This window comes from Acinetobacter sp. YH01008, assembly GCF_013420435.1.
Taxonomy (GTDB): Bacteria; Pseudomonadota; Gammaproteobacteria; order Pseudomonadales; family Moraxellaceae; genus Acinetobacter; species Acinetobacter pseudolwoffii.
This window is the reverse complement of the sequence record NZ_VOYD01000009.1, coordinates 25,224-47,530: the sequence shown is the minus strand read 5'-3', so window position 1 is coordinate 47,530 and position 22,307 is coordinate 25,224. Positions and strand designations below refer to the sequence as shown.

The following is a 22,307-nucleotide window of genomic DNA, read 5'->3' as shown; positions in this document are numbered from 1 at the left end:
CGTATTAACGACTAATCTAAAAAACACAAAAGGGACTCGAAAGTCCCTTTTATTGTATTGAATATCCAGACTATTTTTTCATTTCAGCCATTTCTTTTTGATATTCAGCTTTGGCCATTTCAAAACGATGTACCACATCATCACTCGGTGCCTTATCCACTAAGCTGACAATCACGATACTCAGGGTAGCCAGAATAAAACCGGGAATAATCTCGTACAGGCCGGTATCACCCATATAGTTTTTCCAGACGATTACCGTCACCGCACCGACCAGCATGCCGACAATCGCGCCGTTGAGGGTCATACGCTTCCAGAACAGAGACAAGATAATCAAGGGGCCAAATGCTGCACCAAAGCCTGCCCAGGCATAAGCCACCAGACCTAAAACCTTGCTGTTCGGATTAATCGCCAAGGCAATCGCAATTAACGCAATTACTAAAACCATAGCACGACCGACCCAGATCAGTTCTTTTTGCGAGGCATTTTTGCGCAGGAAGCTCTTGTATAAATCTTCAGTCAGGGTGGTTGAACAGACCAGAAGCTGACAGCTCAAGGTGCTCATAATCGCGGCCAGAATAGCTGCAAGTACGATGCCAGCGATCCATGGATTAAACAGGATTTTAGTCAATTCCATAAACACGGTTTCAGGGTTCTGGTTCACCACCGAGGCGAATGCTGGATTAACGGTGAAATAGGCAATCCCGATATAACCAGCTGCCACTGCGCCGCCCAGACACAGAATCATCCAGGTCATGCCAATACGGCGTGCAGCAGGAATGGTCTTCACTGAATCTGCTGCCATGAAGCGCACTAAAATATGTGGTTGACCAAAATAACCCAAACCCCAGGCCAGACTGGAAATAATCGCCACCACGCTTAAGCCTTCAAGCATACTGGACGCATGTGGACGGGCAGATTCAAGGATGACACTCACTTGCTGGCTATTGTCACCCAAGGCCAGGAAGGTAATGATCGGGGTCAGCAACAGTGCGAAGATCATCAAACCGGCCTGAAAAGTATCCGTCCAGCTGATTGCCAGAAAACCACCAATACACACATATAAAATTGTCGCCATCGCACCGATGATAAGCGCCGTGGTGTAATTCCAGCCGAACAGGCTTTCAAACAGGCGTGCACCTGCGACCATGCCCGAGGCACAATAAATTGCAAAGAACACCAGAATCACCAAGGCAGACAAGACCCGTAAAATGCGTTTGCGGTCGGAAAAACGGCTGGTGAAATAATCTGGCAGGGTCAGGGCATTATTCTGGTATTCGGTATGCGCCCGTAGACGACCTGCCACCAGTAACCAGTTTAGCCACGCTCCGATAATCAGGCCGATGGCAATCCAGGCTTCTGACAGGCCAGACAGGTAAATTGCGCCCGGAAGACCCATCAGCAGCCAGCCACTCATATCTGATGCACCTGCGGAAAGAGCTGTAACGACACTGCCCAGACTACGTCCACCTAAAATATATTCATCAAAATTGGAGGTTGCACGGTAAGCATATAAACCGATTGCAATCATGGCGATAATATAAAACATGAAGGTAATCAGGGTCGGATTTAAATAAGTCATAGGCAGGGCATCCTGTAAATATGGAAACCATCGTTCCAGATGATTTTTTGTACGGAGATCACAAGGCAGTGATTCAAGCACGGTTTAAAAATTACACTCTGTAACATTTACACAGCTTTTATGTATGTTTATTGTAAATACTAATTTAACTAGATGGAACTTAAGGAAAGTTAAGCCACTTAACAGCGAGAGATAAAGTATTGGATTGAGGCAAAACAAGCTAATTCAGGATAAGCGATTAAAAGATTTAAATTTTAGCTTTTTATTTACATGATCTTACAAAACTCACAGCTTTACTGTATTGGTAATAAATCGTAGCAAATTTAGGTTAAAGTCCTCCTATTCGCTCTGTATTTGTTTGCTCATATTGAGACCACACCAAATACGGTGCATCGCCAAGGTATTTTTTAGTGGACAATATGCTGCAAATCGAACCGACCCGCATTGAACGTGACTTATTGGGGGAAAAACAGATCCCATTACACAGCTATTATGGGATTCACACTTTACGTGCCATCGAAAATTTCCAGATTTCAGGATTGGCTATAGGGCAACAATCACATTTTATTCGTGCATTGGCTCAGGTCAAAAAAGCTTCGGCACAGACCAACCTGCATTTTCAAAAAATATCCGAGCAGACGAGTACTGCTATTCAAAAAGCCTGTAATGAATTGATTCAGCATCCTGAAAACTGGCAAGCGGCCTTTCCACTTGATCCTTATCAGGGCGGTGCTGGTACGTCAATTAATATGAATGCCAATGAAGTCATTGCCAATATCGCCTTAGAGATCTTGGGGCATCATAAAGGTGAGTATCACATCCTGCATCCGAATGATCATGTGAATACTTCGCAATCGACCAATGATGTCTATCCAACCGCTTTACGTTTGGCAACTTATAGCAGCCTGAATGAATTATTGGCAGTGCTGAAAGCACTGATTGACTGTTTATATACGAAGGCAGCCGAATTTCAGTATGTGATCAAGATGGGGCGTACCCAGTTGCAAGATGCCGTCCCGATGACCATGGAGCAGGAATTCCGGGCTTTTGCGACTTTATTAAAGGAAGATTTAAAACTGATTGAGCAGATGCGTCAGTTATTGCTGGAAGTCAATTTAGGTGCAACAGCGATCGGGACTGGGGTAAACACGCCGCCAGGTTATGCGACGCGAGTCGTCGAAACTTTGGCGCACCTGACGGGGCTGCCTTTAAAAGGTGCAGAAGATTATGTGGAGGCCACCAGTGATTGTGGTGTCTTTATTATCTTGTCGAGCAGTTTAAAACGCCTGGCAGTGAAACTGTCCAAAATCTGTAATGACTTGCGCTTGCTTAGCTCGGGACCACGTACAGGTCTGGCTGAAATTCGCTTACCGGAATTGCAAGCAGGCTCATCAATTATGCCGGCAAAAATCAATCCTGTGATTCCGGAAGTGGTCAATCAGATTGCCTTCCGGGTCATCGGTAATGATTTGACCATTACTATGGCAGCGGAAGCTGGGCAGTTACAACTGAATGTGATGGAACCTGTGATTGCCCTGACCATGAATGAGTCGATTCAATTGTTGACTCAAGGCATGCAAACCCTGAATCAGAAATGTATTGCTGGCATTCAGGCCAATGAAGAAATCTGTTTAAGTTCGGTCATGCGCAGTGTCGGGATTGTGACCTTACTTGAGCCGATTCTGGGGCATGCCAAATGTGATGAAATTGGTAAACAATGTATGCGTGAAAATAAAACCGTGCCGCAAGTGGTATTGGAACTCGGTTTATTAAGCGAAACACAATTAGAAGAAATCTTTGCATTTGAAAATCTGGTGTCTGAAATACCTGTAGCAGAGAGTCAGCTCGAACAGGTTTCTTGATAGCATAAATTGTCTTGAAACAGCTCAACTCAACTGATTGTTGTGATTTTGACAATTTGCCTCAAGTTCGATATGTGGATTTGAGGCATTTTCATCTAGACTAGGGTCTGAACTTTATTTGGCTGGGTAAATGGCGATGTTTGATAAAATCAGTGCATTATTTAAAACTAATAAACCGACTGCTGCACAGTTATATTTAGACGAGCAGAATATCCAGCATGTCGAAGGCACAGGTTATATCGTGGATGGCATTGACTTAAATCAGGAACTGGCCGCACGCTTAGAATATTTGTCCAATCGCCGTCTAAAACAGTTTGATGATTTAAAAGCTTTATACGACACCGCGATGCTGATCAATGAAAAGATTGATCTGGAAATTGCCCATCAGCGTTTTAATGTGACTTTGGGAAATACCGAAGAGAACCTGCTGCAATTTAAAATGATCCTCAAGAAGTTAAATGATTATTATCGTAACTTTCTGCGAGAGAAAAAATAAGTGTTAAAAGTGGCTTGAAATCGAAGCGTATGGATGTGGCAAGACTGCATAAAAATAACAAAATATCCTGAGATCATCGTGCTAGTATAAGCCTCAGGTTATTTAGACTTTAAAGCTATATCCATGTTCCAACAAGAAATTTCCCAACTCAATTTACCACAACTCAAAGCAGGCGAGAAACGCTGGTTAGGCAATCTGCAAGGTTCCTCGACGGCATTGTTGCTCAAAGAAATCGTGCAGCAGCAATCGCGTTTATTTATTGTGATTGCACGCAATAACCAGCATTTGGGTCAACTGGAAAGTGAACTGGAATTTTATGGGATTAAACCCACGATTTTTCCAGATTGGGAAATTTTGCCTTATGACCGTCTCTCCCCACATCAGGATATTGTCTCGGAACGTCTGGCGATCTTATCCAATATGCCAAAAACTGGCGTACTGTTGCTGTCCGCCTCAACTTTGGCACAGCGTGTCGCACCGACTTCATGGATTTTGGGTGAACATTTTGATATTCACGTCGGACAGAAATTCGATCTGGAACAACAGAAGAAAAAGCTGATTCAGGCCGGTTATCATCTGGTCGATACGGTTTATGATCCGGGTGAGTTTGCGGTACGCGGCAGTATCATGGATATTTATGCCTCGGGGCAGGAAGCACCGATTCGGATTGACCTGTTTGATGATGAAATTGAAAGCCTGAAATTTTTCGATTCCGAAACTCAGCGCACCACACAAAGTTTGCAACAGTTTACCGTATTGCCGGCACAGGAATTTCCACTCAAGGAAGGCCGTGCCACCTTCCGTGACCGTTATGCCGAATTTTTCTCAACTGCCAATCCAAAGAAAAACCCGATCTATCTGGATGTGATGGAGGGCATTGTTTCACCGGGAATCGAGTTTTATTTACCGCTGTTTTTCAGTGCTGAGGCCATGCAAGACCAAAGCTCACTTATTTCGTACTTACCAAAGAATGGCATTGTCATTACAGATCGGGCTTTAGACGAGAGTTTAACCCAATTCTGGCAAGATGTGGTGCGCCGTTATGAAGATCGCCGTCACAATGTTGATCAGCCGATCCTACCCCCAGACAGCCTGTTCTTTCAGACCAATCAGGTTCTGGAGCAGCTGAATCAATTTGCACGTATTATTGCCGCCCAAACGCCTTTTGACCAAAAAGCCGGCGTATTGAACCTCGATACCCAGTTGCCACCACGTCTGCCTGTCGATCCAAAACGTGAAAAACCATTTATTGAAGTCAAAAAATATATCGATCAGGCCAATCATCCGGTTCTGCTGGTGGCAGAGAGTGCCGGACGCCGTGAAAGCTTAAAAGATGCGTTACGACCAAGTCTGGGTGATATTCCGACGGTTGATAACTTTGAGAGCTTTATCACCTCCCTGTATGCGATTGCGATTACCAATGCGCCATTAGAGCGTGGTCTGGTGCTGACCGATCGTGTCAGCATTATTTCTGAAAACCAGCTCTATGAACATCGCGTGGTACAACGCCGCCGTAAACGTCAGCAGGAAGTTTCAGAAGAATTTCTGATCCGCAGTCTGACTGAACTGACCATGGGCGCGCCTGTGGTGCATATCGATTATGGAGTGGGGCGTTATGCCGGTCTGGTCACCTTAAGTATTGATGATCAGGATCATGAATTCTTGCAGCTGGATTATGCCGATGCGGCCAAAGTCTATGTGCCGGTGACCAATCTGCATTTAATCAGCCGATATAGCGGTGGTGATCCGGATCTGGCACCATTGCATAAGCTCGGGACAGATGCATGGAATAAAGCCAAACATAAAGCGCTGGAACAGATTCATGATGTTGCGGCCGAGTTGCTGCATATTCAGGCACGCCGTGTCTCTAAACCCGGCATCAGTTTTGAAATTGATCAAAGTCTGTATATGCAGTTTGCCAGTGGCTTTGCCTATGAAGAAACACTGGATCAGGCCAATGCGATTGAAGCCACGCTGCATGACATGCAACAAGCCAAACCGATGGATCGACTGGTCTGTGGTGATGTCGGCTTTGGTAAAACGGAAGTGGCGATGCGTGCTGCATTTGTTGCGGTACAGAATAACCGGCAGGTGGCGATTCTGGTGCCAACCACCTTGCTGGCACAACAGCATTATGATTCATTCAAAGACCGCTTTGCCGATTGGCCAGTTCGGATTGAAGTGCTGTCACGTTTCGGTTCTTCCAAAGCACATACCAAGACCATTGACGACCTGATTGAAGGCAAAGTGGATATCGTGATTGGTACGCATAAAATTTTACAGGAAAATGTCCAGTTTAAAAATCTTGGCCTGATGATTGTCGATGAAGAACATCGTTTCGGGGTGCGCGATAAGGAACGGATTAAGGCCATGCGTGCCGATGTCGACATGCTGACACTGACTGCGACCCCAATTCCGCGTACGCTAAATATGGCCTTTAGTGGCATGCGTGATCTGTCGATTATCGCCACACCGCCGGCACGCCGTCTTGCGGTGAAAACCTTTGTGCAAGAACATACCGATGACACCATTAAAGAGGCAATCCTGCGTGAATTGCTGCGTGGTGGTCAGGTCTATTTCCTGCACAATGAAGTCGATACGATTGACCGTGCCGCAGCGCATATTCGTACATTGGTGCCGGAAGCCCGGGTGATTGTGGCACATGGCCAGATGCGTGAACGTGAACTGGAGCAGGTCATGCAACAGTTCTATCATAAAGAATACAATGTTCTGGTCTGTTCGACTATTATTGAAACCGGGATTGATGTCCCGAATGCCAATACCATTTTGATTGAACGTGCAGACAAACTGGGCCTGGCACAATTACATCAGCTCCGTGGCCGAGTCGGGCGCTCGCATCATCAGGCCTATGCCTATTTAATGGTGCCGTCTTTAAAAGCCTTAAAAGGCGATGCCGAAAAACGTCTGGATGCGATCCAGCGTGCTTCGACCTTGGGGGCCGGATTTATGCTGGCCACCGAAGATCTGGAAATTCGCGGGGCAGGTGAATTACTCGGCGAACAGCAGAGCGGTTCAATGCAGGCGATTGGTTATAGCCTGTATATGGAAATGCTGGAAAAAGCCACCAAAGCCATTCAAAAAGGTAAAACCCCAAACTTCGATGCACCCTTGTCATTGACCGCAGAAATTACCCTGCATATGCCAGCGCTCATTCCGGATGATTATCTCGGAGATGTGCATCAGCGTCTGTTGTTCTATAAGCGTATCAGTAATACTGATACTCAGGAGAGGCTGGACAATATTCGGATGGAATTGATCGACCGTTTTGGCATACCGCCACAACCGGTCAAACAGCTCTTTGCCGTGCATCAGATTCGTCTCAAAGCCGAGCAGCTTGGCATCACCAAAATTGATATTAGTGCTCAAGGTGGGCATGTGGAATTCGCGCCAGATACCCCGGTTCAGGCCATGACCATTATCCAGATGATGCAGAAACATCCAACCTATTTCCGGATGAATGGCGGGCAACGTCTTAAGGTCATGGTCATGCTGGAAGATTACCAAAAGCGGATTCAGTTTATTCAGGATTTGCTGGACAGTCTATTGAAAGAAGTGGGCTAATTTGATTTAGACTAAATCAGTTTAAAACTTCATGATACATTTCATTTTCATTGAAATTTTCAGGAATGATAAACCAGATTTTTTAATGAAATGTTCGAACAAATTCTCGTGATGCGCCTTGCAACAAATCATGAGAATTTGTCTTTAAACACATTGCTTTCAATATTCAGCTTCGGTTGGATATGTTAGTATTAGCCATCATTCTAATTTTGCATCATTTATAAAGATATGTTTAGTTTGCATCCACAACTTGCTCAAGATACTTTTTTTGTAGGCGACTTTCCTTTGTCAACATGTCGTTTGATGAATGATATGCAATTTCCCTGGCTGATCCTGATTCCACGTGTGCCGGGTGTCTCTGAATTATATGAATTGAGCCAAGCTGACCAAGAGCAGTTTTTACGTGAATCAAGCTGGTTATCAAGCCAGCTGGCACGTGTTTTCCGTGCGGATAAAATGAATGTCGCGGCATTGGGCAATATGGTTCCGCAATTGCATTTTCATCATGTGGTTCGTTATCAAAACGATGTAGCATGGCCGAAGCCTGTTTGGGGTACACCAGCTGTTCCTTATAGCAGTGAAGTATTGGCACATATGCGTCAAACACTCATGCTGGCGCTACGTGGTCAAGGCGATATGCCATTTGACTGGCGTATGGACTGATTAGCCCCAAGTATTCCGAGATCTATGAACGATTGCGGACTTCAGGGAGTGACTGAATGCAATTAGACGACTGGATTCAAAAAGAACCACAACAGTTTGAATATTTTCATCGCTTGATGGGCTATATCATGCTGTCTCTGGTTCTGGTCGTCTTTCATTACACTGAACCGGATACCCAGTATCAGCTCTTTGTTCCTGTATTTTTATTCCTGATTTTATTGATTAGCTCGAAACTGTCGCGCTGGTTAATCTATCGCCATGATTATCGTATTCGGCGCAATGTTCTTTTTCTGATTGATGTTATTGTCATTGTAGTGGTTTTAGCCGCAGTACAGCTGGATCTGGTATTGTCCTTGCTGGGTTTGGTGGCAATACTCTATACCGCAATCAGTAATAAAATTTCATTGATGATGGCTTCTCTGGCCAGTCTGGTCGGGATCACCGTTTTTTATCTGGCCAATATTCTAGTCTTTGGTTTTGGGAATTATTTTGAACCGACCAGCAGTGAACTGACGGTTTTAGGCTTCATCTGCCTGATTACCTATTTTGGTGTCGGAAGTTTTTATCAGAGTGGTCGTGTGCAGTATATGACCCAGAAGAAAAATCATTATTTTGAACAGATGAACCGTTATATGGAATTTGCCAATCAGCTGAGTCGTTATGCGCCTGTGCAGTTGTGGCAATCCATCATGAAAGGTGAATCTGAAGCGAAAATTGAATATAAACGTAAAAAGTTAACAATTTTCTTCTCGGATATTCAAGGCTTTACAGAACTGTCTGAAACGCTTATTCCAGATGATTTAGCATTCTTGCTCAATGATTATTTGCGGCATATGACCGAAATCGCCAAAAATTATGAAGCGACTGTCGATAAATTTATGGGTGATGCCATCCTGATTTTCTTTGGTGATCCAAACTCTGAAGGCGTAGAGCAGGATGCCAAGAACTGTATGGAAATGGCGATTGCCATGCGTCAGCAAATGAAACTGCTGCGTGAGCGTTGGATTAAAATGGGTTATCCGCCACTGCATATCCGTATGGGTATTTCGACCGGTTATTGCCACGTCGGGAATTATGGTGCGACGCATCGGATGGCCTATACCATTGTAGGACGGGATGCCAATCTGGCAGCGCGCTTACAGAGCGCAGCTGAAGTGGATGAAATCCTGATTTCAGAAGATACTCATAATCTGATCAAAAATGATTATTTATGTGCGCCGAAGAAACCAATTTTCTTGAAAGGCATTAAAGCACCGGTAAGAACCTGGCAGCTAATGGAAAAATATGCATCGCAGAAAGTTGAGTATCAACGTTGGTTCGACTATGAATATAAAGGCTTTCATTTACTGCTCAATCTGGACGAAGTACAAAACTTTGAATATCCAGAATTGATTCATGTACTGGAAAAAATGATTAAACGTATTGAAACTCAGCAGAAATTGACCAACTCTCAAGGCATCGTCAAGCTTAAACTTGAAGATGAAGTGATTGAGCATCTCCAGCCACAAGACGAATTTGAATCACTCAAAGACTCCAAAGTAATTTAATCATTCTCATAAATATAAAAAACCACGTCTAAGCGTGGTTTTTTATATGATCTTTCAAGAAAAATCTTAATGATTTTCCGAAGCGTGATTGATGGTGTATTTTGGAATTTCAATTTCCAGATCTTCATCGACCAGTGTGACCTGACAAGAAAGACGCGAATCAGGTTCCAGACCCCAAGCGCGATCCAGTAAATCTGCTTCTACATCATCCATTTCTTCAAGGCTATCGAAGCCTTGACGTACCACAACGTGGCACGTTGTACATGCAGCTGACATATCGCAGGCATGTTCGATTTTAATGCCATTTTTGAGCAGGCTTTCGCACAGGTTGGCATTGTGTTCGACTTCAAACTCAGCACCTTCGGGGCAAATCTGCGCATGTGGAAGAACTTTAATACGTGGCATAGTCGTTACCTTAAATTAGTTTGAGTTTGACCAGTCGTCGAGTTTAGTGCCCTTAAGAGCGGCATCAATATGTTGGTTCATACGTGCTGCTGCAAAAGCATCACTATGTATTTTAAGCTGTTCAACTGCAGATTCAATCGCTTTGATGTCTGAACCTTGAAGCTCGGTTTCAAGTTGTGCCTGTGCAGTTTGCAGTGCTGCCAGTTGCTCTTCAGTCAACAGAGCGGCATCTACTTTTAGTGCCTGAACCAGTGCTTCCAGCTCACGCTGGGCTTCAACTTTGGTTTCATTCAAATGACGCAGATTTTTATCTTCCTCGGCAAATTTATAACCGTCAAGCAACAGGCGCTCGGTATCTTCACCAGATAAGCCATAAGATGGCTTAATATCAATTTGCGCATGCACGCCAGATGTTGTTTCTTTGGCAGATACCGTCAACAAACCATCAGCATCGACCTGGAAAGTTACTTCGATACGTGCCTGACCGGCTGTCATTGGTGGAATGTTATGCAAGACAAAACGACCCAGACTACGACAATGTTCAACCAGATCACGTTCACCTTGAACCACATGGATCAACATGGCAGTCTGGCCATCTTGATAGGTAGTAAATTCCTGACGACGTGCTACAGGAATGGCAGTATTACGTGAAATCAGACGTTCCACCAGTCCGCCCATGGTTTCAAGACCAAGAGACAATGGGGTCACGTCTAATAACAATGAACCATCGGTTGAGTTGCCTATCAGTTGGTTTGCTGTAATCGATGCGCCAATGGCAACCACTTCATCCGGGTTAATCGTGCACAGCGGTTCTTGGCTAAATACGTCACCAACTGCTTTTTGTACGGCATAAGAACGAGTTGAGCCACCCACCAGAACCACATTTTGAATGTCATCCAGTTCAAGCTTGGCATCACGCATCACACGTTTACATACGCTGATGGTTTTGTCCAAAGCAACTTTAATGATTTCTTCAAAGGTTGAACGGTCAAGGTTTAAAACTTGATCGAGTAATTGAATCTGAACAGTTTCAGCATCTGAAAGTGCTTCTTTGGCCTTACGTGCTGCCACAATAAAATGTGCATATTCAGCATCATCTAAGGTTTCGATGTTTAGCTGTTTCTTGGCCCATTTCAAAATTAAACGGTCCAGGTCATCACCACCGAGGGCAGTGTGGCCACCAGTCGCAAGCACTTCAAACACGCCTTGCGAAAAACGCAAAATCGAAACGTCGAAAGTACCGCCACCCAAGTCATAAATCACATAGTTGCGATCTGTACTCAAGTTGCTTTCCTGATCGAGGCCATAAGCCACAGCAGCAGCGGTTGGCTCATTCAATAAACGTAAAACATTCAAACCGGCAAGCTGGGCAGCATCTCGGGTTGCCTGACGCTGTGCTTCATCAAAATACGCTGGAACGGTAATCACTGCACCATTCACCGGATTTTGCAGACTTGCTTCAGCACGATCTTTGAGCTGCTTTAAAATTTCTGCAGAAATTTCAACCGGAGTTTTACGACCTTGTGCGGTTTCAAAAGCCGGCATTTCATTCGCTTCGCCCACCAAGGCATAAGGATGCTGGAATTTGATATCCGCTTGAGAGCGCCCCATGAAACGCTTGACTGAAACGATGGTATTTTTAGGATCGCTGGTAATAAAAGGCGCGGCTTCATTACCATATTGAGTCTGCTGTTCTGCATAATGCACGATAGAAGGAAGTAGCACACGACCTTGTTCGTCATTCAGCACTTTGGCTTTACCTGAAAGAACCGTGGCAACCAAAGAGTGGGTGGTGCCTAAATCGATACCAATCGCAATGCGGTGTTCATGTGGTGCACTTGATTGACCTGGTTCTGCAATTTGCAAGAGAGCCATAGTGTTACATCCTTTGCACGTTAAATATTAAAAATTAGAAATCATCATCAAGGTCAAAGCTGTCATCGTCCAGGAAGCGGTCTTCCGCCTTGTCGATATCTGCCATGACTTTAACAAAGAAGCGTAGTTTACGCACTGTATCGCGTGCTTCAGCCCAGTCTTCATCGGTATAGTCAATTTTAAACTCACGAACCAGCCCGTCAATCCATTGCTGTACTTCAACTTTCAGTGAAGTTAAATCTTCAGCAGAGGTGGCATCGTCGAGTTGTTCACGAATTTCCAGAGCGTCCTGCAAGAATTCAAAATCACTGATCGATTGATCTAAGTGATAATCCTGTTTCTTGAGGGATAATAAATACGCTGCACGGCTATCGACCGCTGACAAAACTTTAAAAGCCTGATTGATATCACTTGATTTAATCAGGGCCTGATCTTTGTCTTCAGCTTTATCGGGATGATATTGTTGCTGTAACTTTAAAAATTCAGTTTTTAAAGTTGTCAAATCAATATCGAGTGCTACTGGAAGATTGAACAGCTCAAAATGATTCATGGGAGATGGGGTCCGCGATTAATGTGCAAAAATAACTGTATAAATGCAATTAAAACAGTGTGAAACACACTGTTTTAATGTCAAAAGAGAATAACTGCCGGGTTTATACAGTGAAGGATTCACCACAACCGCATTCGCCTTTTTTGTTGGGGTTGTTAAATTCAAAGCCTTCGTTCAAGCCGTTTTTAACATAGTCCATCTCCATACCTTCAAGATAAACCAGACTTTTCGGATCAATGAATACTTTAACCCCAAACTGCTCAAATGCTTGGTCATGTGTATCGACTTCATCAACAAACTCGAGTACATAAGCCAGACCAGAACAGCCTGAAGTTTTCACACCAACGCGAATGCCTTCACCCTTACCGCGATTTTTTAAATAATTGCTGATATGAGTTGCAGCATTTTCAGTTAAATGGATCATGAAAACTCCGTTAAAATTTCAAAACGTGGAACAATTAAGCTTTAACTTTCTTGCTACGGTAGTCTTCTACAGCTGCTTTGATTGCATCTTCTGCAAGAACAGAGCAGTGTACTTTTACTGGTGGAAGTGCCAGTTCAGTTGCAATATCGATATTCTTGATTGCTTGAGCTTGATCCAAAGTTTTACCTTTGAGCCATTCAGTCACCAAAGAACTTGATGCGATTGCTGAACCACAACCATAGGTTTTAAAACGTGCTTCTTCAATCACGCCTGCATCGTTGACTTGAATCTGTAAACGCATCACGTCACCACATGCGGGTGCACCAACCATACCCGTACCAACGTTTTCAGCATTTTTATCTAAAACGCCAACATTACGAGGGTTTTCGTAATGATCAATTACTTTTTCGCTATAAGCCATGTTGCTTCTCCAAACCTCGGGGTCAGCCTTAGTATTATTAAATATGGGGGTTAAAAAACTTTTCTCAATGAGATAGCAACCGATTGGTCACTATCTCAGAATGAAGATTAGTGCTCAGCCCATTCAACTTTAGAAAGGTCGATACCTTCTTTAAACATATCCCAAAGCGGAGAAAGTTCACGTAACTTCTCAACAGCAGCTTTAGTGATACTCAATACATGGTCGATATCTTCTTCAGTGGTGTATTTACCAAAGCTGAAGCGGATCGAACTGTGTGCAAGCTCGTCTGAAAGACCCAATGCACGAAGTACATAAGAGGGTTCCAGTGTTGCAGAGGTACATGCTGAACCTGAAGATACCGCAGCATCTTTCAAGGCCATCATCAGTGATTCACCTTCAACAAAGTTGAAGCTGATATTCAAGTAGTTCGCTACGTTTTGTGTAGGATGACCATTCAAGAACACCTGTTCAAGGTCTTGTACGCCATTCCAAAGCTTGTCGCGAAGTACACGTAAGCGGGTTTGTTCAGCTTCCAGGTTTTTACCTGCAAGTTCAAATGCTTCACCCATACCCACAATTTGATGCGTTGCAAGCGTACCTGAACGCATGCCACGCTCGTGACCGCCACCATGCATTTCAGCTTTTAGGCGTACACGTGGGCTACGACGTACAAACAGGGCACCAATACCTTTAGGGCCGTAGATCTTGTGCGCAGAGAAGCTCATCAGGTCTACTTTTAAAGTTGAAAGATCAATTTCAACTTTACCTGCCGCTTGTGCTGCATCGACATGGAAGAAAATTTTGTTGGCACGAGTGATTTCGCCAATCGCTGCAACATCAGTAATCGTACCGATTTCGTTGTTCACCATCATCAGTGAAACCAGAATCGTATCTGGACGAATTTCTGCTTGAACCATTTCCGGAGTAATTAAACCGGTTTGCGGCTGTGGTTCAATATAGGTAATCTCAAAACCTTCAGACTCTAACTCACGGCACGTATCTAAAATTGCCTTGTGTTCGATTTTAGAGGTAATGATATGTTTACCTTTCGATGCATAGAAATGAGCCACACCTTTAAGCGCAAGGTTGTCTGATTCGGTTGCACCTGAAGTCCATACGATTTCACGTGGATCAGCTTTAATTAAATTAGCGACCTGTTCACGTGCATATTCAACTTTTTCTTCTGCTTGCCAGCCATAAGCATGTGAACGAGATGCAGCATTACCGAAGGTACCTTCGAATGTTAAACATTCCATCATACGTTCAGCAACCTGAGGATCTACCGGAGTCGTAGCTGCATAATCAAGATAAATCGGACGTTTCATGTCAAATACCTGTAACCGATAAAAGGGCTGAATCAAAGGATGCTGAATTTTGGCGTAATGACACTGTTTGTACATTGTCACGTGCAACCAGATCAGCAAGCGAGATTTTTGCTAAATAATCGGCAATGTGGTGGGAGAGTTCCTGCCATAAATCATGAGTCAAGCACATCGCACCATTCTGGCAGTTGCCTTTATGGTCACAGCGAGTCGCATCAACTGTTTCGTTTACAGCTTCGATAATTGCTAACACAGTAATTTCATCTGCATTACGTGCTAAATGGTATCCACCATTTGCTCCACGAACACTTGAAACTAAGCCATGGCGCTTGAGTTTCGCAAATAACTGCTCAAGATACGCAACAGAAATAGTTTGACGTGCCGCAATTTCGGCGAGCGTAATCGTTTTTTCAGAAGGCTGCAAAGCTAGATCAAGTAGAGCAGTCACAGCGTAGCGACCGCGAGTGGTTAGGCGCATGATTCGATACACATGGTTAGACTAGATGTGTCGATTTTAAGAATCCCGACTAAATTAGTCAAGTTATTTTTAGTAGACCTTAGTGGGATTTAATTTTTTCATAATGAAAGATTTAGATACTGAGCCAATTATACACTAATAACGTAATCAAAAGTATGCTACTCAGGCCAAAAACAATATTAATGCGCTTTTGACGGCGTTCGATCCGTTTCAGGCGGTTTTTATACTGTTTGACTTCTACTTGCAAGGTATTGATCTTGGAACGCTGCTCTTCAATTTTCTTTAAGAGTGGTGCTATACGCTTTTTGGACGCAATAATTTCCGTTTCATCAGTGGGTGTTTCAGACAGCCAGTGTTTCCAGTCGGCTAATACTTTTGGCAAGCTGAATACTGTTAATAAATCACGAAATTCGTCTTTCAAAACCTGATGACCATCAATGCGCATACTACGAATGCTACGACGATTGCCAAAAATAAAAATTTTGATCAGATCGGGGAGTGTGGTACGCACATCCAGATCTACAATGCGACCCGGTGCTTTATGGTCAAATAAAAGACCATTTGTGGTGAATTGCACATAAAAGTCGAAATATGGAATATAGCTATTGATTTTAATCGAGATATTTTCATCTACAAACTTCTTGGCTTGTAATGCAACGACACGATCATGCTTGAGAATGAAGGTAAATATTGTTTCTAAAACAATTAACGTCATCGTAAGCAACAAATGCGGTTGATTTTGACTTTGTTGCGATTCGCTCATATACAACCAATCCTTACCTGAAATATAAAGTGAAAAAGCTTCCTGCCTGTGAAGAGATTTCAGGGTTAAATCAAATTAGACTTGAAATAAATTGCTTTGTAGAACAGTTTAGCAAATCTATCAAGTACTAAATTTGCTATTATGCAGTGATTTTGTAGAATAATTTATAATAATTGCGCAGAAAACAAACAGGAGCCGTGCACATGGACAAGTCAAAAACAGCACAAGACTCAGCTGAAGCTTTAAACCAGAAAACAATGAAAGCCAAGTCCAAATCTGCTTCGGAGCGCAAATCGGCTCTTGATTTTCGTAAATATACCAAACAGATCTGGCTGGCTGGACTGGGAGCATTTTCACGTGCCGAAGAAGAAGGCAATAAACTGTTTGACTCACTGGTCAAGGTTGGAGAAGAACTGGAGTCTAAAACTGCAGATATTGCAGATCAAACTGTAGAAAAGGTCTCAGAAAAGGCCAAAGAGTCGGTCACAGAGACCAAAGATAAAGTGGAAAAGCTGATCGACAACTCTGTTCAGCACTCATTGAATCGTATAGGATTAGTCACACTCAAGGATGTACAACATTTGGAACGTTTAATCCTTCAGTTACATGCCAAGGTTGATCAGTTGACTGCGGAACAAGAAAAAATGCAGGAAGAATTGTCGAAAAAAACACAAATAAAATGACTTTATTTATTATTCAATGTTTTTTTCGCATATTTTTTGAAAAAAAAGAGGTTCTTAAGTATTGCGTTTATACCTAAAGCATTGCTATAAAGGCGTTATGGCATGTTAAACAAATTCTTGAACCTTAAATAAACGATATTAAGAGGACGTAATCTTCATGAATAAATCAGAATTAATTGATGCAATTGCAGAGAAAGGGGGATTATCTAAGGCTGACGCAGGTAAAGCTTTAGATGCTACAATTGCTTCTGTTACTGAAGCTTTAAAAGCGGGTGATACAGTTACTTTGGTCGGTTTTGGTACTTTCGGTGTAAAAGAACGTGCTGCACGTACTGGCCGTAACCCACAGACTGGCGCTACTCTTGAGATCAAAGCAAGCAAAGTGCCTAGCTTCAAAGCGGGTAAAGGCTTAAAAGACGCTGTAGCTTAAGCTTACCCAGCGATGAAACGCGCCTTCTTTGGCGCGTTTTTTATTGATAAAATAAATTGTGATGATTAACACATTCATTCAATGGGTATTTTCGGTTAAAATCCTTTGCAAATAAAATATTGGAATACTTATGGAAGCTTTTCGTAAAGTTATTAAGGGTTGGTTGGGTAAAGTTTTACTCGTTCTGTTTTTGACCCCGTTAGCGCTTGTAGGTATTGAAGGATATTTTAGCGGCGGGAGCTCTGATGCGGCAAAATCCGTGAACGGAACTGAAATATCTCAAAAAGAATTAGAGTCACTGACGAAATCATTTAAAGAACAATATCTCAGTTATGCCAATGGCGATGAAACCTTGCTGAATCAAAGCTTCATTGACCAGAAAGCCATGGATACTTTGGTTTCACGTACCTTATTGCTACAACAGGCAGAAGAATTAGGCATCAGCCTGAGTGACCAGCAAATTGTACAGATGATTGCCCAGCAGCCGACTTTCCAGCAAGATGGTAAGTTCTCTGATGCTTTATATGAGAACTATCTTAAATCAATTGGCATGACCAATCGTGCTTTAGTCGAAAGTTTGCGTAAAGATCATGCGCTGAAAATGCTGTCTTCGACATTCCTGGACTATCCACTGGTGAGTCCGGTCGAAATGCAGCAAATTGCCGATTTACAGACTGAACAACGTCATATTCATATTTCCAGTATTAATCTGGACAGTTATAAACAAGATGTCAAAGTCAGCGATGCTGAAGTCGCTGCCTATTATGAACAGCACAAGGCATCGTTTACACAGCCGACCAGTGTCGATGTAGACTATGTGGTGTTGAAGCCAAGTGATATTCAAGCACAGGGTTTGGCAGTGACAGATGCTGAGCTTCAGGAAGCGTATACAGCCTTTGTTGCGATACAAAAACAGGCAGTTAAACCAGAGGTGAAGCATATTTTGATTACGGCGGACAGTCGTAGTGATGCTGAAGCACAAAAACTGGCTGCAGAAGTGGCAGCGAAAATTAAAGCCGGTAACACTTTTGCACAGGCTGCAGCACAATATTCTGAAGATCCTGAATCCAAGTCTAAAGGCGGAGCAATTGCAGTCTATGAAACTGGCGTATTTGGTAGCACATTTGACCAGACTGTTAGCTCTTTAAAATCAGGTCAGGTCTCTGCTCCTGTGAAAACAGATTATGGCTATCATATTATTTCTGTGCAATCACCTGATGTGGCTGTGCCATCTTTTGAGTCACAAAAAGCACGTTTATCTGAAGAGGTTTTGGCTGCTAAAAAATCCAATGCATTCTCCGATACGGTGAATAGCTTGAATGATATGGTGGTGGGAAGTGATTCTCTGGAGGTCGTTACACAAGAAGTGAAAGGCGTGCAGGTTCAGAAAGCCCAAGGAGTAAAACTTTCAACCCGTGACCCAGTGTTGAGCGATGCCAACCTTAAAGTCAAACTGTTTAATGATGATGTCAAAAATGGTGATCGTAATGCTTCATCAAGCATTCAGTTGGCCAATGGTGATGTGGCCTGGATCAAGGTGCGTGACTATCATGCAGCTGGTGAACAAACACTGGCAGAAGCGAAACCGCGTGTTCAGGCTCAATTGATTGAAGACAAAGCCGCTGCTTTGGCAAAAGCAAAAATTCAGAAAGCTCTGGATGAGTTCAAAACCAAACCTGCTGCATCAGTCGCCAAAGGTGCTTTGATTTTTGAAGATGCTGGCGTGTATACCCGTGCTGAAGGTTTGCTAAAACGTGATGTACAACGTGCCGCTTTTAGTCTTCCGACACCAAAAGCAGGCCATTGGTCAGTGACCACAGCGAAAATGCCAAATGAGCTGGTCGTGGTTGCGGTATCAGAAGTAAAGAAAAACCCGGTGGATGTATTGAGTGCAGAGCAACGTAGTGAGTTGGTGAAGTTGTATCAGCAACTTCGTGGTCAGCAAGAATTTGATGACTATACGCGCTACCTGAAATCTCAGGCAAAAATCAAATAAGACGATCTTGAATAAAAAAACCAGCCTGCGGGCTGGTTTTTTATGCTCTAGCCAAATGAGGGTTTAAGCACGAATAATCAGTTCATAACCGGTATATTTACGCATATTGATTACACCGGTATCCAGAATTAAATACTGACCTTTAATACCCTGTAATTTGCCACGAATCACCGGAGTTTTATCCAGATTATGTGATTTAATCTTTTCTGGATATTGCTCGACCGGATAAATAAACTCGCGTGCCAATTCCTGCTCAAGCACTTCAATATTTTCATTAAACTCAAGATTCTGATTAAATTCTTCACGAATGCTTTGAATTTTAGGTGCAAATTCTTCTAACAGCTGTTCACGGACTTCAATCAGATTCAGTGGTTCTGCTTCACCTTTGAGCAGCTTGCGCCAGTCTGTTTTGTCTGCGACCTGCGTACCAAACATGACTTCCAATTTGCCAGAGAGGCGACGTGAGCCAACTTTCATAATCGGCAGGGCTTGGGTTGCGCCCTGATCCAGCCAGCGGGTCGGCATTTGGCTGGTACGGGTAATCCCGACCTTCAATGCACTGGAATTGGCTAGATAGACAATATGCGGTTGAAAGCAGACATTCTGGGCAAATTCATCTTCGCGGCAAGTGCCTAAATGATAATGACAGGTTTCTGGCTTCATGATGCACATATCACATGAAGCATTGGTCTTAAAACATTTAAAACAGTGACCTTGCGAGAAAGATTTTGAGGTTTTATTGCCACAAGATACGCAATAAATTTTCCCTGTCCATTCAATCTCGATGTCTTGGCCCAAATTAAATGGAAGATCGATTTCTGCACGATCCAGAATTAATTTATACTCAACATTTGCCCGCTGTATCTGTTGATCAGTTACACTAAGGTCTTTGAGGCCGACATGCATTTTATGGCAAATGCCCTGAAGTTCCATAAAGATTACTCACTTAAATCATAAGGATGCAGTTATGGCTGAGCAGAATGTCATTACTTCAATGCTAGACGATTTCGCACAGGAACAGCCAATTCATACTGCTATTTGTATTGGGCAGGACTTAAGGCAAGTCCAGTTTCAGCCATCTATTCAATGGCACTATTTTAGCGTATCTGGCTTTTTAAATCTGCCTTTTCAGCAGCGTTATGACCTGGCTGTGGTAATGCTGGATACGATAGAAACCGAAAACTTGTCTGAACAGATCATGAGTCAAATCTTGGTGAAATTGCGTGATTTATTTGCTAAACGTCTGGTGGTGATCAGTCGGCTGCAAGATGAAAAACTATTGAGAGCTTTGGGATTTACCCAGCTGATTGACAAGACCACGCACGGGGCGGATTTTGCGCTGTGGCAGTTTAATATTTTAACCTATAAGCATGTGCCCGACTGGTTTAATTCCAAGTTCTGGGCCAATCCGGAAAACTGGGATAAATTTCGCTGGTAAGCCTGTGCCTGCTTAATTGCAAATATTAACACAATCCTGCCTAGACAATATGAGGACAGACCGTATTCTGTAACTATGATGCATACAGGATATAGAGCATGACGAATCTGAGTAATATCGTGGAAATATTGGCCAAGCAGGCATTGGGTGGCGGGCAGTCTCAAAAGCGATCTTCACAGCAGGGTGGTCTGGCAGATATCCTGGGATCGGTATTGGGTCATTTGAATAAATCTCAGACTCAACAAGATCAGAGTCAACACAATCAGAATCAGCAGAATCAAGCCGGCCAGCAGACCCGACAAAATGGTTTGGGTGCAATTTTAGGTTCAGTTCTCAGTCAGTTAGGTGGTGCAAATCGTCAAAGTACTGCTCAACCCCGTTCAGGATTGGGAGGAGGTTCGACTGGCAAAACCTTATTGATTGCGGTGCTACCTCTGGTACTGGCCTGGATTCAAAAACAGGGTGGTTTACAGGGTGCATTGGATAAGCTTAAAGGACAGGGGTTGAATAGTCAGGTTGATGACTGGGTGTCGACTGGCCCGGGTGAAAATGCCAATGTCGATCCGCAGCAGGTACAAAATCTGTTTGATGATCAGGAAATTGAAGAAGTTGCACAGCAAACTCATGCGCCTAAACAGGATGTGTATAGTGCAATTTCACAAGTTTTGCCGCAGATTATTGACTCACTTACGCCACAGGGTGAACAGACCAGTAAGCAGGAAGCCAATAATGATATTCAAAATGTCTTGAATATGGTCTCAGGGCTTCTCAAAAAATAAATTCCATCATGTAAAAATCCCGATTTGAGTCGGGATTTTTTAATGCTATGCAGACTTTAAAATCGCTAATCTAGGTTCAGGCTAAACAGCTGGTTAGAGTCACAGATTTTTTTGGCAATATAATGAGATTTTCGGGTACGAATTAAAATAATTTGCGATTGAAAACCCAGTTCACCAAACTCTGGCTCTACCTGTACATAATGCAGTTGCCCATATTCATCTCGAACCCGCGCTTGAGCAGAAAATCCAGGGCGGGCATTGCCACTTGAAATCGTTGCCAGACGGCCGAGCAAATTGACATTATTCTTTTTATATTTGGGTGGAATGACCTGATCCAGACAATGAATCATGAAAATCGTAAAAAAAGTGGCAATAATTAAAGCCGGAATAATCAGATAATAAGCCGGCAGAAACTCAAACTCCTGAGAATAGATCAGGAATTGTAAAACATAGCCAGCAAAGCTGAAATTCATCAGAAAGAAAAATACAATTAGGGTTTTGGAGAATTTGACATTCAACAGGTCTAATTGTTGAAAATTATAAGGTGAAATTTTTTGCAAAAATTTGCTGGATCTGAGTCCAAAATAGAAACCAATGGTTTTCACCACGCCAAACAAAATAATCGCCAATAAACTGAGATGAAAAGGCATCAGATTATAGTCTAGAAAAAATGCAGGCATGGTGAAGTCCGTTTTAAGTCTTATTCTGTGAGGTAAATTCCACCATCAGAATGCACGGTAATTTCTACTTTTTCAAGTGATTGACCTTGGCAAGGCCCGGAAATACATTCACCACTTTCTACCAAAAACAGTGCACCATGCGTTGAACATTCAATAAATTCCTGATCACGATCCAAAAACTGGTTTTCCAGAAATTCCAGCTCGACTTGCAAATGCGGACACAGGTTTTGATAGGCATAAAAGGCTCCATCGCGCTGAGTAATAAAAATAATATCCCCATTCTCCAGTTCAAAAGCTCGGGCTTCACGCTCTGGAATATCTTCGGTCATACAAA

Annotated in this window: 22 protein-coding genes; 10 read left to right on the top strand and 12 right to left on the bottom strand. The window is 43.1% G+C overall.

The annotated features are described in order from the left end of the window. Positions 1–70: 70 nt before the first annotated feature. Complete coding sequence (putP, locus tag FTT75_RS07260) at positions 71–1,579, bottom strand: sodium/proline symporter PutP (RefSeq protein ID WP_074383168.1); 1,509 nt, start codon at positions 1,577–1,579, stop codon at positions 71–73. 419 nt (positions 1,580–1,998) lie between these two features. On the opposite strand from putP, the gene aspA reads away from it, so the two are divergent. The 5 genes from aspA (at position 1,999) to FTT75_RS07235 (ending at position 9,729) form a co-directional block, all read left to right on the top strand. Further along, positions 1,999–3,441, top strand: a complete 1,443-nt coding sequence (aspA, locus tag FTT75_RS07255; protein WP_005096757.1) for an aspartate ammonia-lyase — start codon at positions 1,999–2,001, stop codon at positions 3,439–3,441. Between the two features lie 130 nt (positions 3,442–3,571). Beyond that, on the top strand, positions 3,572–3,937 hold the full coding sequence (locus FTT75_RS07250) for a hypothetical protein (RefSeq protein WP_005171129.1): 366 nt from the start codon (positions 3,572–3,574) through the stop codon (positions 3,935–3,937). Positions 3,938–4,060: 123 nt separating this feature from the next. Then, complete coding sequence (mfd, locus tag FTT75_RS07245; RefSeq protein WP_180186176.1) at positions 4,061–7,519, top strand: transcription-repair coupling factor; 3,459 nt, start codon at positions 4,061–4,063, stop codon at positions 7,517–7,519. A 228-nt stretch (positions 7,520–7,747) separates the two neighbouring features. Beyond that, on the top strand, positions 7,748–8,182 hold the full coding sequence (locus FTT75_RS07240) for an HIT domain-containing protein (protein ID WP_004646760.1): 435 nt from the start codon (positions 7,748–7,750) through the stop codon (positions 8,180–8,182). A gap of 56 nt (positions 8,183–8,238) precedes the next feature. Next, a complete protein-coding gene (locus FTT75_RS07235; protein ID WP_100357143.1) occupies positions 8,239–9,729 on the top strand; it encodes an adenylate/guanylate cyclase domain-containing protein in 1,491 nt (496 codons plus the stop codon). 66 nt (positions 9,730–9,795) lie between these two features. Here FTT75_RS07235 and fdx read toward each other — a convergent pair whose 3' ends face one another. The 8 genes from fdx to FTT75_RS07195 form a co-directional block, all read right to left on the bottom strand. Next, complete coding sequence (fdx, locus tag FTT75_RS07230; RefSeq protein WP_005171126.1) at positions 9,796–10,134, bottom strand: ISC system 2Fe-2S type ferredoxin; 339 nt, start codon at positions 10,132–10,134, stop codon at positions 9,796–9,798. A gap of 15 nt (positions 10,135–10,149) precedes the next feature. Then, positions 10,150–12,009 carry a Fe-S protein assembly chaperone HscA gene (gene hscA / locus FTT75_RS07225; protein WP_180186175.1) on the bottom strand — a complete coding sequence of 620 codons (1,860 nt, stop codon included), beginning with the start codon at positions 12,007–12,009 and terminating at the stop codon, positions 10,150–10,152. Positions 12,010–12,043: 34 nt separating this feature from the next. Beyond that, entirely contained in the window at positions 12,044–12,559 is a 516-nt protein-coding gene (gene hscB / locus FTT75_RS07220; protein WP_100328683.1) for a Fe-S protein assembly co-chaperone HscB, read from the bottom strand. 103 nt (positions 12,560–12,662) lie between these two features. Then, positions 12,663–12,983, bottom strand: coding sequence for an iron-sulfur cluster assembly protein IscA (iscA, locus tag FTT75_RS07215; RefSeq protein ID WP_005096766.1), 321 nt, complete (start codon positions 12,981–12,983; stop codon positions 12,663–12,665). 34 nt (positions 12,984–13,017) lie between these two features. Then, positions 13,018–13,404: a Fe-S cluster assembly scaffold IscU gene (gene iscU, locus FTT75_RS07210; protein ID WP_005096767.1), complete on the bottom strand. Its 387-nt coding sequence runs from the start codon at positions 13,402–13,404 to the stop codon at positions 13,018–13,020. 107 nt (positions 13,405–13,511) lie between these two features. After that, positions 13,512–14,729: an IscS subfamily cysteine desulfurase gene (locus FTT75_RS07205; protein WP_180085314.1), complete on the bottom strand. Its 1,218-nt coding sequence runs from the start codon at positions 14,727–14,729 to the stop codon at positions 13,512–13,514. 1 nt (position 14,730) lies between these two features. Beyond that, positions 14,731–15,204: an Rrf2 family transcriptional regulator gene (locus FTT75_RS07200; RefSeq protein WP_005171122.1), complete on the bottom strand. Its 474-nt coding sequence runs from the start codon at positions 15,202–15,204 to the stop codon at positions 14,731–14,733. A gap of 112 nt (positions 15,205–15,316) precedes the next feature. Further along, entirely contained in the window at positions 15,317–15,967 is a 651-nt protein-coding gene (locus tag FTT75_RS07195) for a hypothetical protein (RefSeq protein WP_005171121.1), read from the bottom strand. A gap of 203 nt (positions 15,968–16,170) precedes the next feature. Between FTT75_RS07195 and FTT75_RS07190 the strand changes: the two genes are divergently transcribed. The 3 genes from FTT75_RS07190 to FTT75_RS07180 all read left to right on the top strand — a co-directional run bounded on the left by FTT75_RS07190 (position 16,171) and on the right by FTT75_RS07180 (position 19,076). Then, on the top strand, positions 16,171–16,650 hold the full coding sequence (locus tag FTT75_RS07190) for a phasin family protein (protein ID WP_180186174.1): 480 nt from the start codon (positions 16,171–16,173) through the stop codon (positions 16,648–16,650). 157 nt (positions 16,651–16,807) lie between these two features. Then, positions 16,808–17,080: an HU family DNA-binding protein gene (locus tag FTT75_RS07185; RefSeq protein ID WP_004786051.1), complete on the top strand. Its 273-nt coding sequence runs from the start codon at positions 16,808–16,810 to the stop codon at positions 17,078–17,080. A gap of 130 nt (positions 17,081–17,210) precedes the next feature. Then, entirely contained in the window at positions 17,211–19,076 is a 1,866-nt protein-coding gene (locus FTT75_RS07180) for a SurA N-terminal domain-containing protein (protein WP_180186173.1), read from the top strand. Positions 19,077–19,139: 63 nt separating this feature from the next. Here FTT75_RS07180 and FTT75_RS07175 read toward each other — a convergent pair whose 3' ends face one another. Continuing rightward, the gene (locus FTT75_RS07175) at positions 19,140–20,009 is read right to left on the bottom strand and encodes a DUF2797 domain-containing protein (protein WP_005096774.1); all 870 of its coding nucleotides are present in this window, start codon (positions 20,007–20,009) and stop codon (positions 19,140–19,142) included. 34 nt (positions 20,010–20,043) lie between these two features. Here FTT75_RS07175 and FTT75_RS07170 point away from each other — a divergent pair, with 34 nt between their 5' ends. Next, positions 20,044–20,514 (top strand): DUF6231 family protein, encoded by a 471-nt coding sequence (locus FTT75_RS07170; RefSeq protein ID WP_074382836.1) that lies wholly within the window; start codon positions 20,044–20,046, stop codon positions 20,512–20,514. 98 nt (positions 20,515–20,612) lie between these two features. Beyond that, positions 20,613–21,293 (top strand): YidB family protein, encoded by a 681-nt coding sequence (locus tag FTT75_RS07165; protein WP_005171114.1) that lies wholly within the window; start codon positions 20,613–20,615, stop codon positions 21,291–21,293. 65 nt (positions 21,294–21,358) lie between these two features. Here the strand turns inward: FTT75_RS07165 and FTT75_RS07160 are convergent, their stop codons facing one another. Together FTT75_RS07160 and FTT75_RS07155 are read right to left on the bottom strand one after the other, a co-directional pair. Next, complete coding sequence (locus FTT75_RS07160) at positions 21,359–21,973, bottom strand: OB-fold-containig protein (RefSeq protein ID WP_005096777.1); 615 nt, start codon at positions 21,971–21,973, stop codon at positions 21,359–21,361. A 20-nt stretch (positions 21,974–21,993) separates the two neighbouring features. Then, on the bottom strand, positions 21,994–22,302 hold the full coding sequence (locus FTT75_RS07155; protein WP_171304337.1) for a Rieske (2Fe-2S) protein: 309 nt from the start codon (positions 22,300–22,302) through the stop codon (positions 21,994–21,996). Positions 22,303–22,307: the final 5 nt, after the last annotated feature.

Coding starts and splice junctions, on each gene's coding strand:
- putP (WP_074383168.1), bottom strand. CDS start 1,579: ATGACTTATTTAAATCCGACCCTGATTACCTTCATGTTTTATATTATC.
- aspA (WP_005096757.1), top strand. CDS start 1,999: ATGCTGCAAATCGAACCGACCCGCATTGAACGTGACTTATTGGGGGAA.
- FTT75_RS07250 (WP_005171129.1), top strand. CDS start 3,572: ATGGCGATGTTTGATAAAATCAGTGCATTATTTAAAACTAATAAACCG.
- mfd (WP_180186176.1), top strand. CDS start 4,061: ATGTTCCAACAAGAAATTTCCCAACTCAATTTACCACAACTCAAAGCA.
- FTT75_RS07240 (WP_004646760.1), top strand. CDS start 7,748: ATGTTTAGTTTGCATCCACAACTTGCTCAAGATACTTTTTTTGTAGGC.
- FTT75_RS07235 (WP_100357143.1), top strand. CDS start 8,239: ATGCAATTAGACGACTGGATTCAAAAAGAACCACAACAGTTTGAATAT.
- fdx (WP_005171126.1), bottom strand. CDS start 10,134: ATGCCACGTATTAAAGTTCTTCCACATGCGCAGATTTGCCCCGAAGGT.
- hscA (WP_180186175.1), bottom strand. CDS start 12,009: ATGGCTCTCTTGCAAATTGCAGAACCAGGTCAATCAAGTGCACCACAT.
- hscB (WP_100328683.1), bottom strand. CDS start 12,559: ATGAATCATTTTGAGCTGTTCAATCTTCCAGTAGCACTCGATATTGAT.
- iscA (WP_005096766.1), bottom strand. CDS start 12,983: ATGATCCATTTAACTGAAAATGCTGCAACTCATATCAGCAATTATTTA.
- iscU (WP_005096767.1), bottom strand. CDS start 13,404: ATGGCTTATAGCGAAAAAGTAATTGATCATTACGAAAACCCTCGTAAT.
- FTT75_RS07205 (WP_180085314.1), bottom strand. CDS start 14,729: ATGAAACGTCCGATTTATCTTGATTATGCAGCTACGACTCCGGTAGAT.
- FTT75_RS07200 (WP_005171122.1), bottom strand. CDS start 15,204: ATGCGCCTAACCACTCGCGGTCGCTACGCTGTGACTGCTCTACTTGAT.
- FTT75_RS07195 (WP_005171121.1), bottom strand. CDS start 15,967: ATGAGCGAATCGCAACAAAGTCAAAATCAACCGCATTTGTTGCTTACG.
- FTT75_RS07190 (WP_180186174.1), top strand. CDS start 16,171: ATGGACAAGTCAAAAACAGCACAAGACTCAGCTGAAGCTTTAAACCAG.
- FTT75_RS07185 (WP_004786051.1), top strand. CDS start 16,808: ATGAATAAATCAGAATTAATTGATGCAATTGCAGAGAAAGGGGGATTA.
- FTT75_RS07180 (WP_180186173.1), top strand. CDS start 17,211: ATGGAAGCTTTTCGTAAAGTTATTAAGGGTTGGTTGGGTAAAGTTTTA.
- FTT75_RS07175 (WP_005096774.1), bottom strand. CDS start 20,009: ATGGAACTTCAGGGCATTTGCCATAAAATGCATGTCGGCCTCAAAGAC.
- FTT75_RS07170 (WP_074382836.1), top strand. CDS start 20,044: ATGGCTGAGCAGAATGTCATTACTTCAATGCTAGACGATTTCGCACAG.
- FTT75_RS07165 (WP_005171114.1), top strand. CDS start 20,613: ATGACGAATCTGAGTAATATCGTGGAAATATTGGCCAAGCAGGCATTG.
- FTT75_RS07160 (WP_005096777.1), bottom strand. CDS start 21,973: ATGCCTGCATTTTTTCTAGACTATAATCTGATGCCTTTTCATCTCAGT.
- FTT75_RS07155 (WP_171304337.1), bottom strand. CDS start 22,302: ATGACCGAAGATATTCCAGAGCGTGAAGCCCGAGCTTTTGAACTGGAG.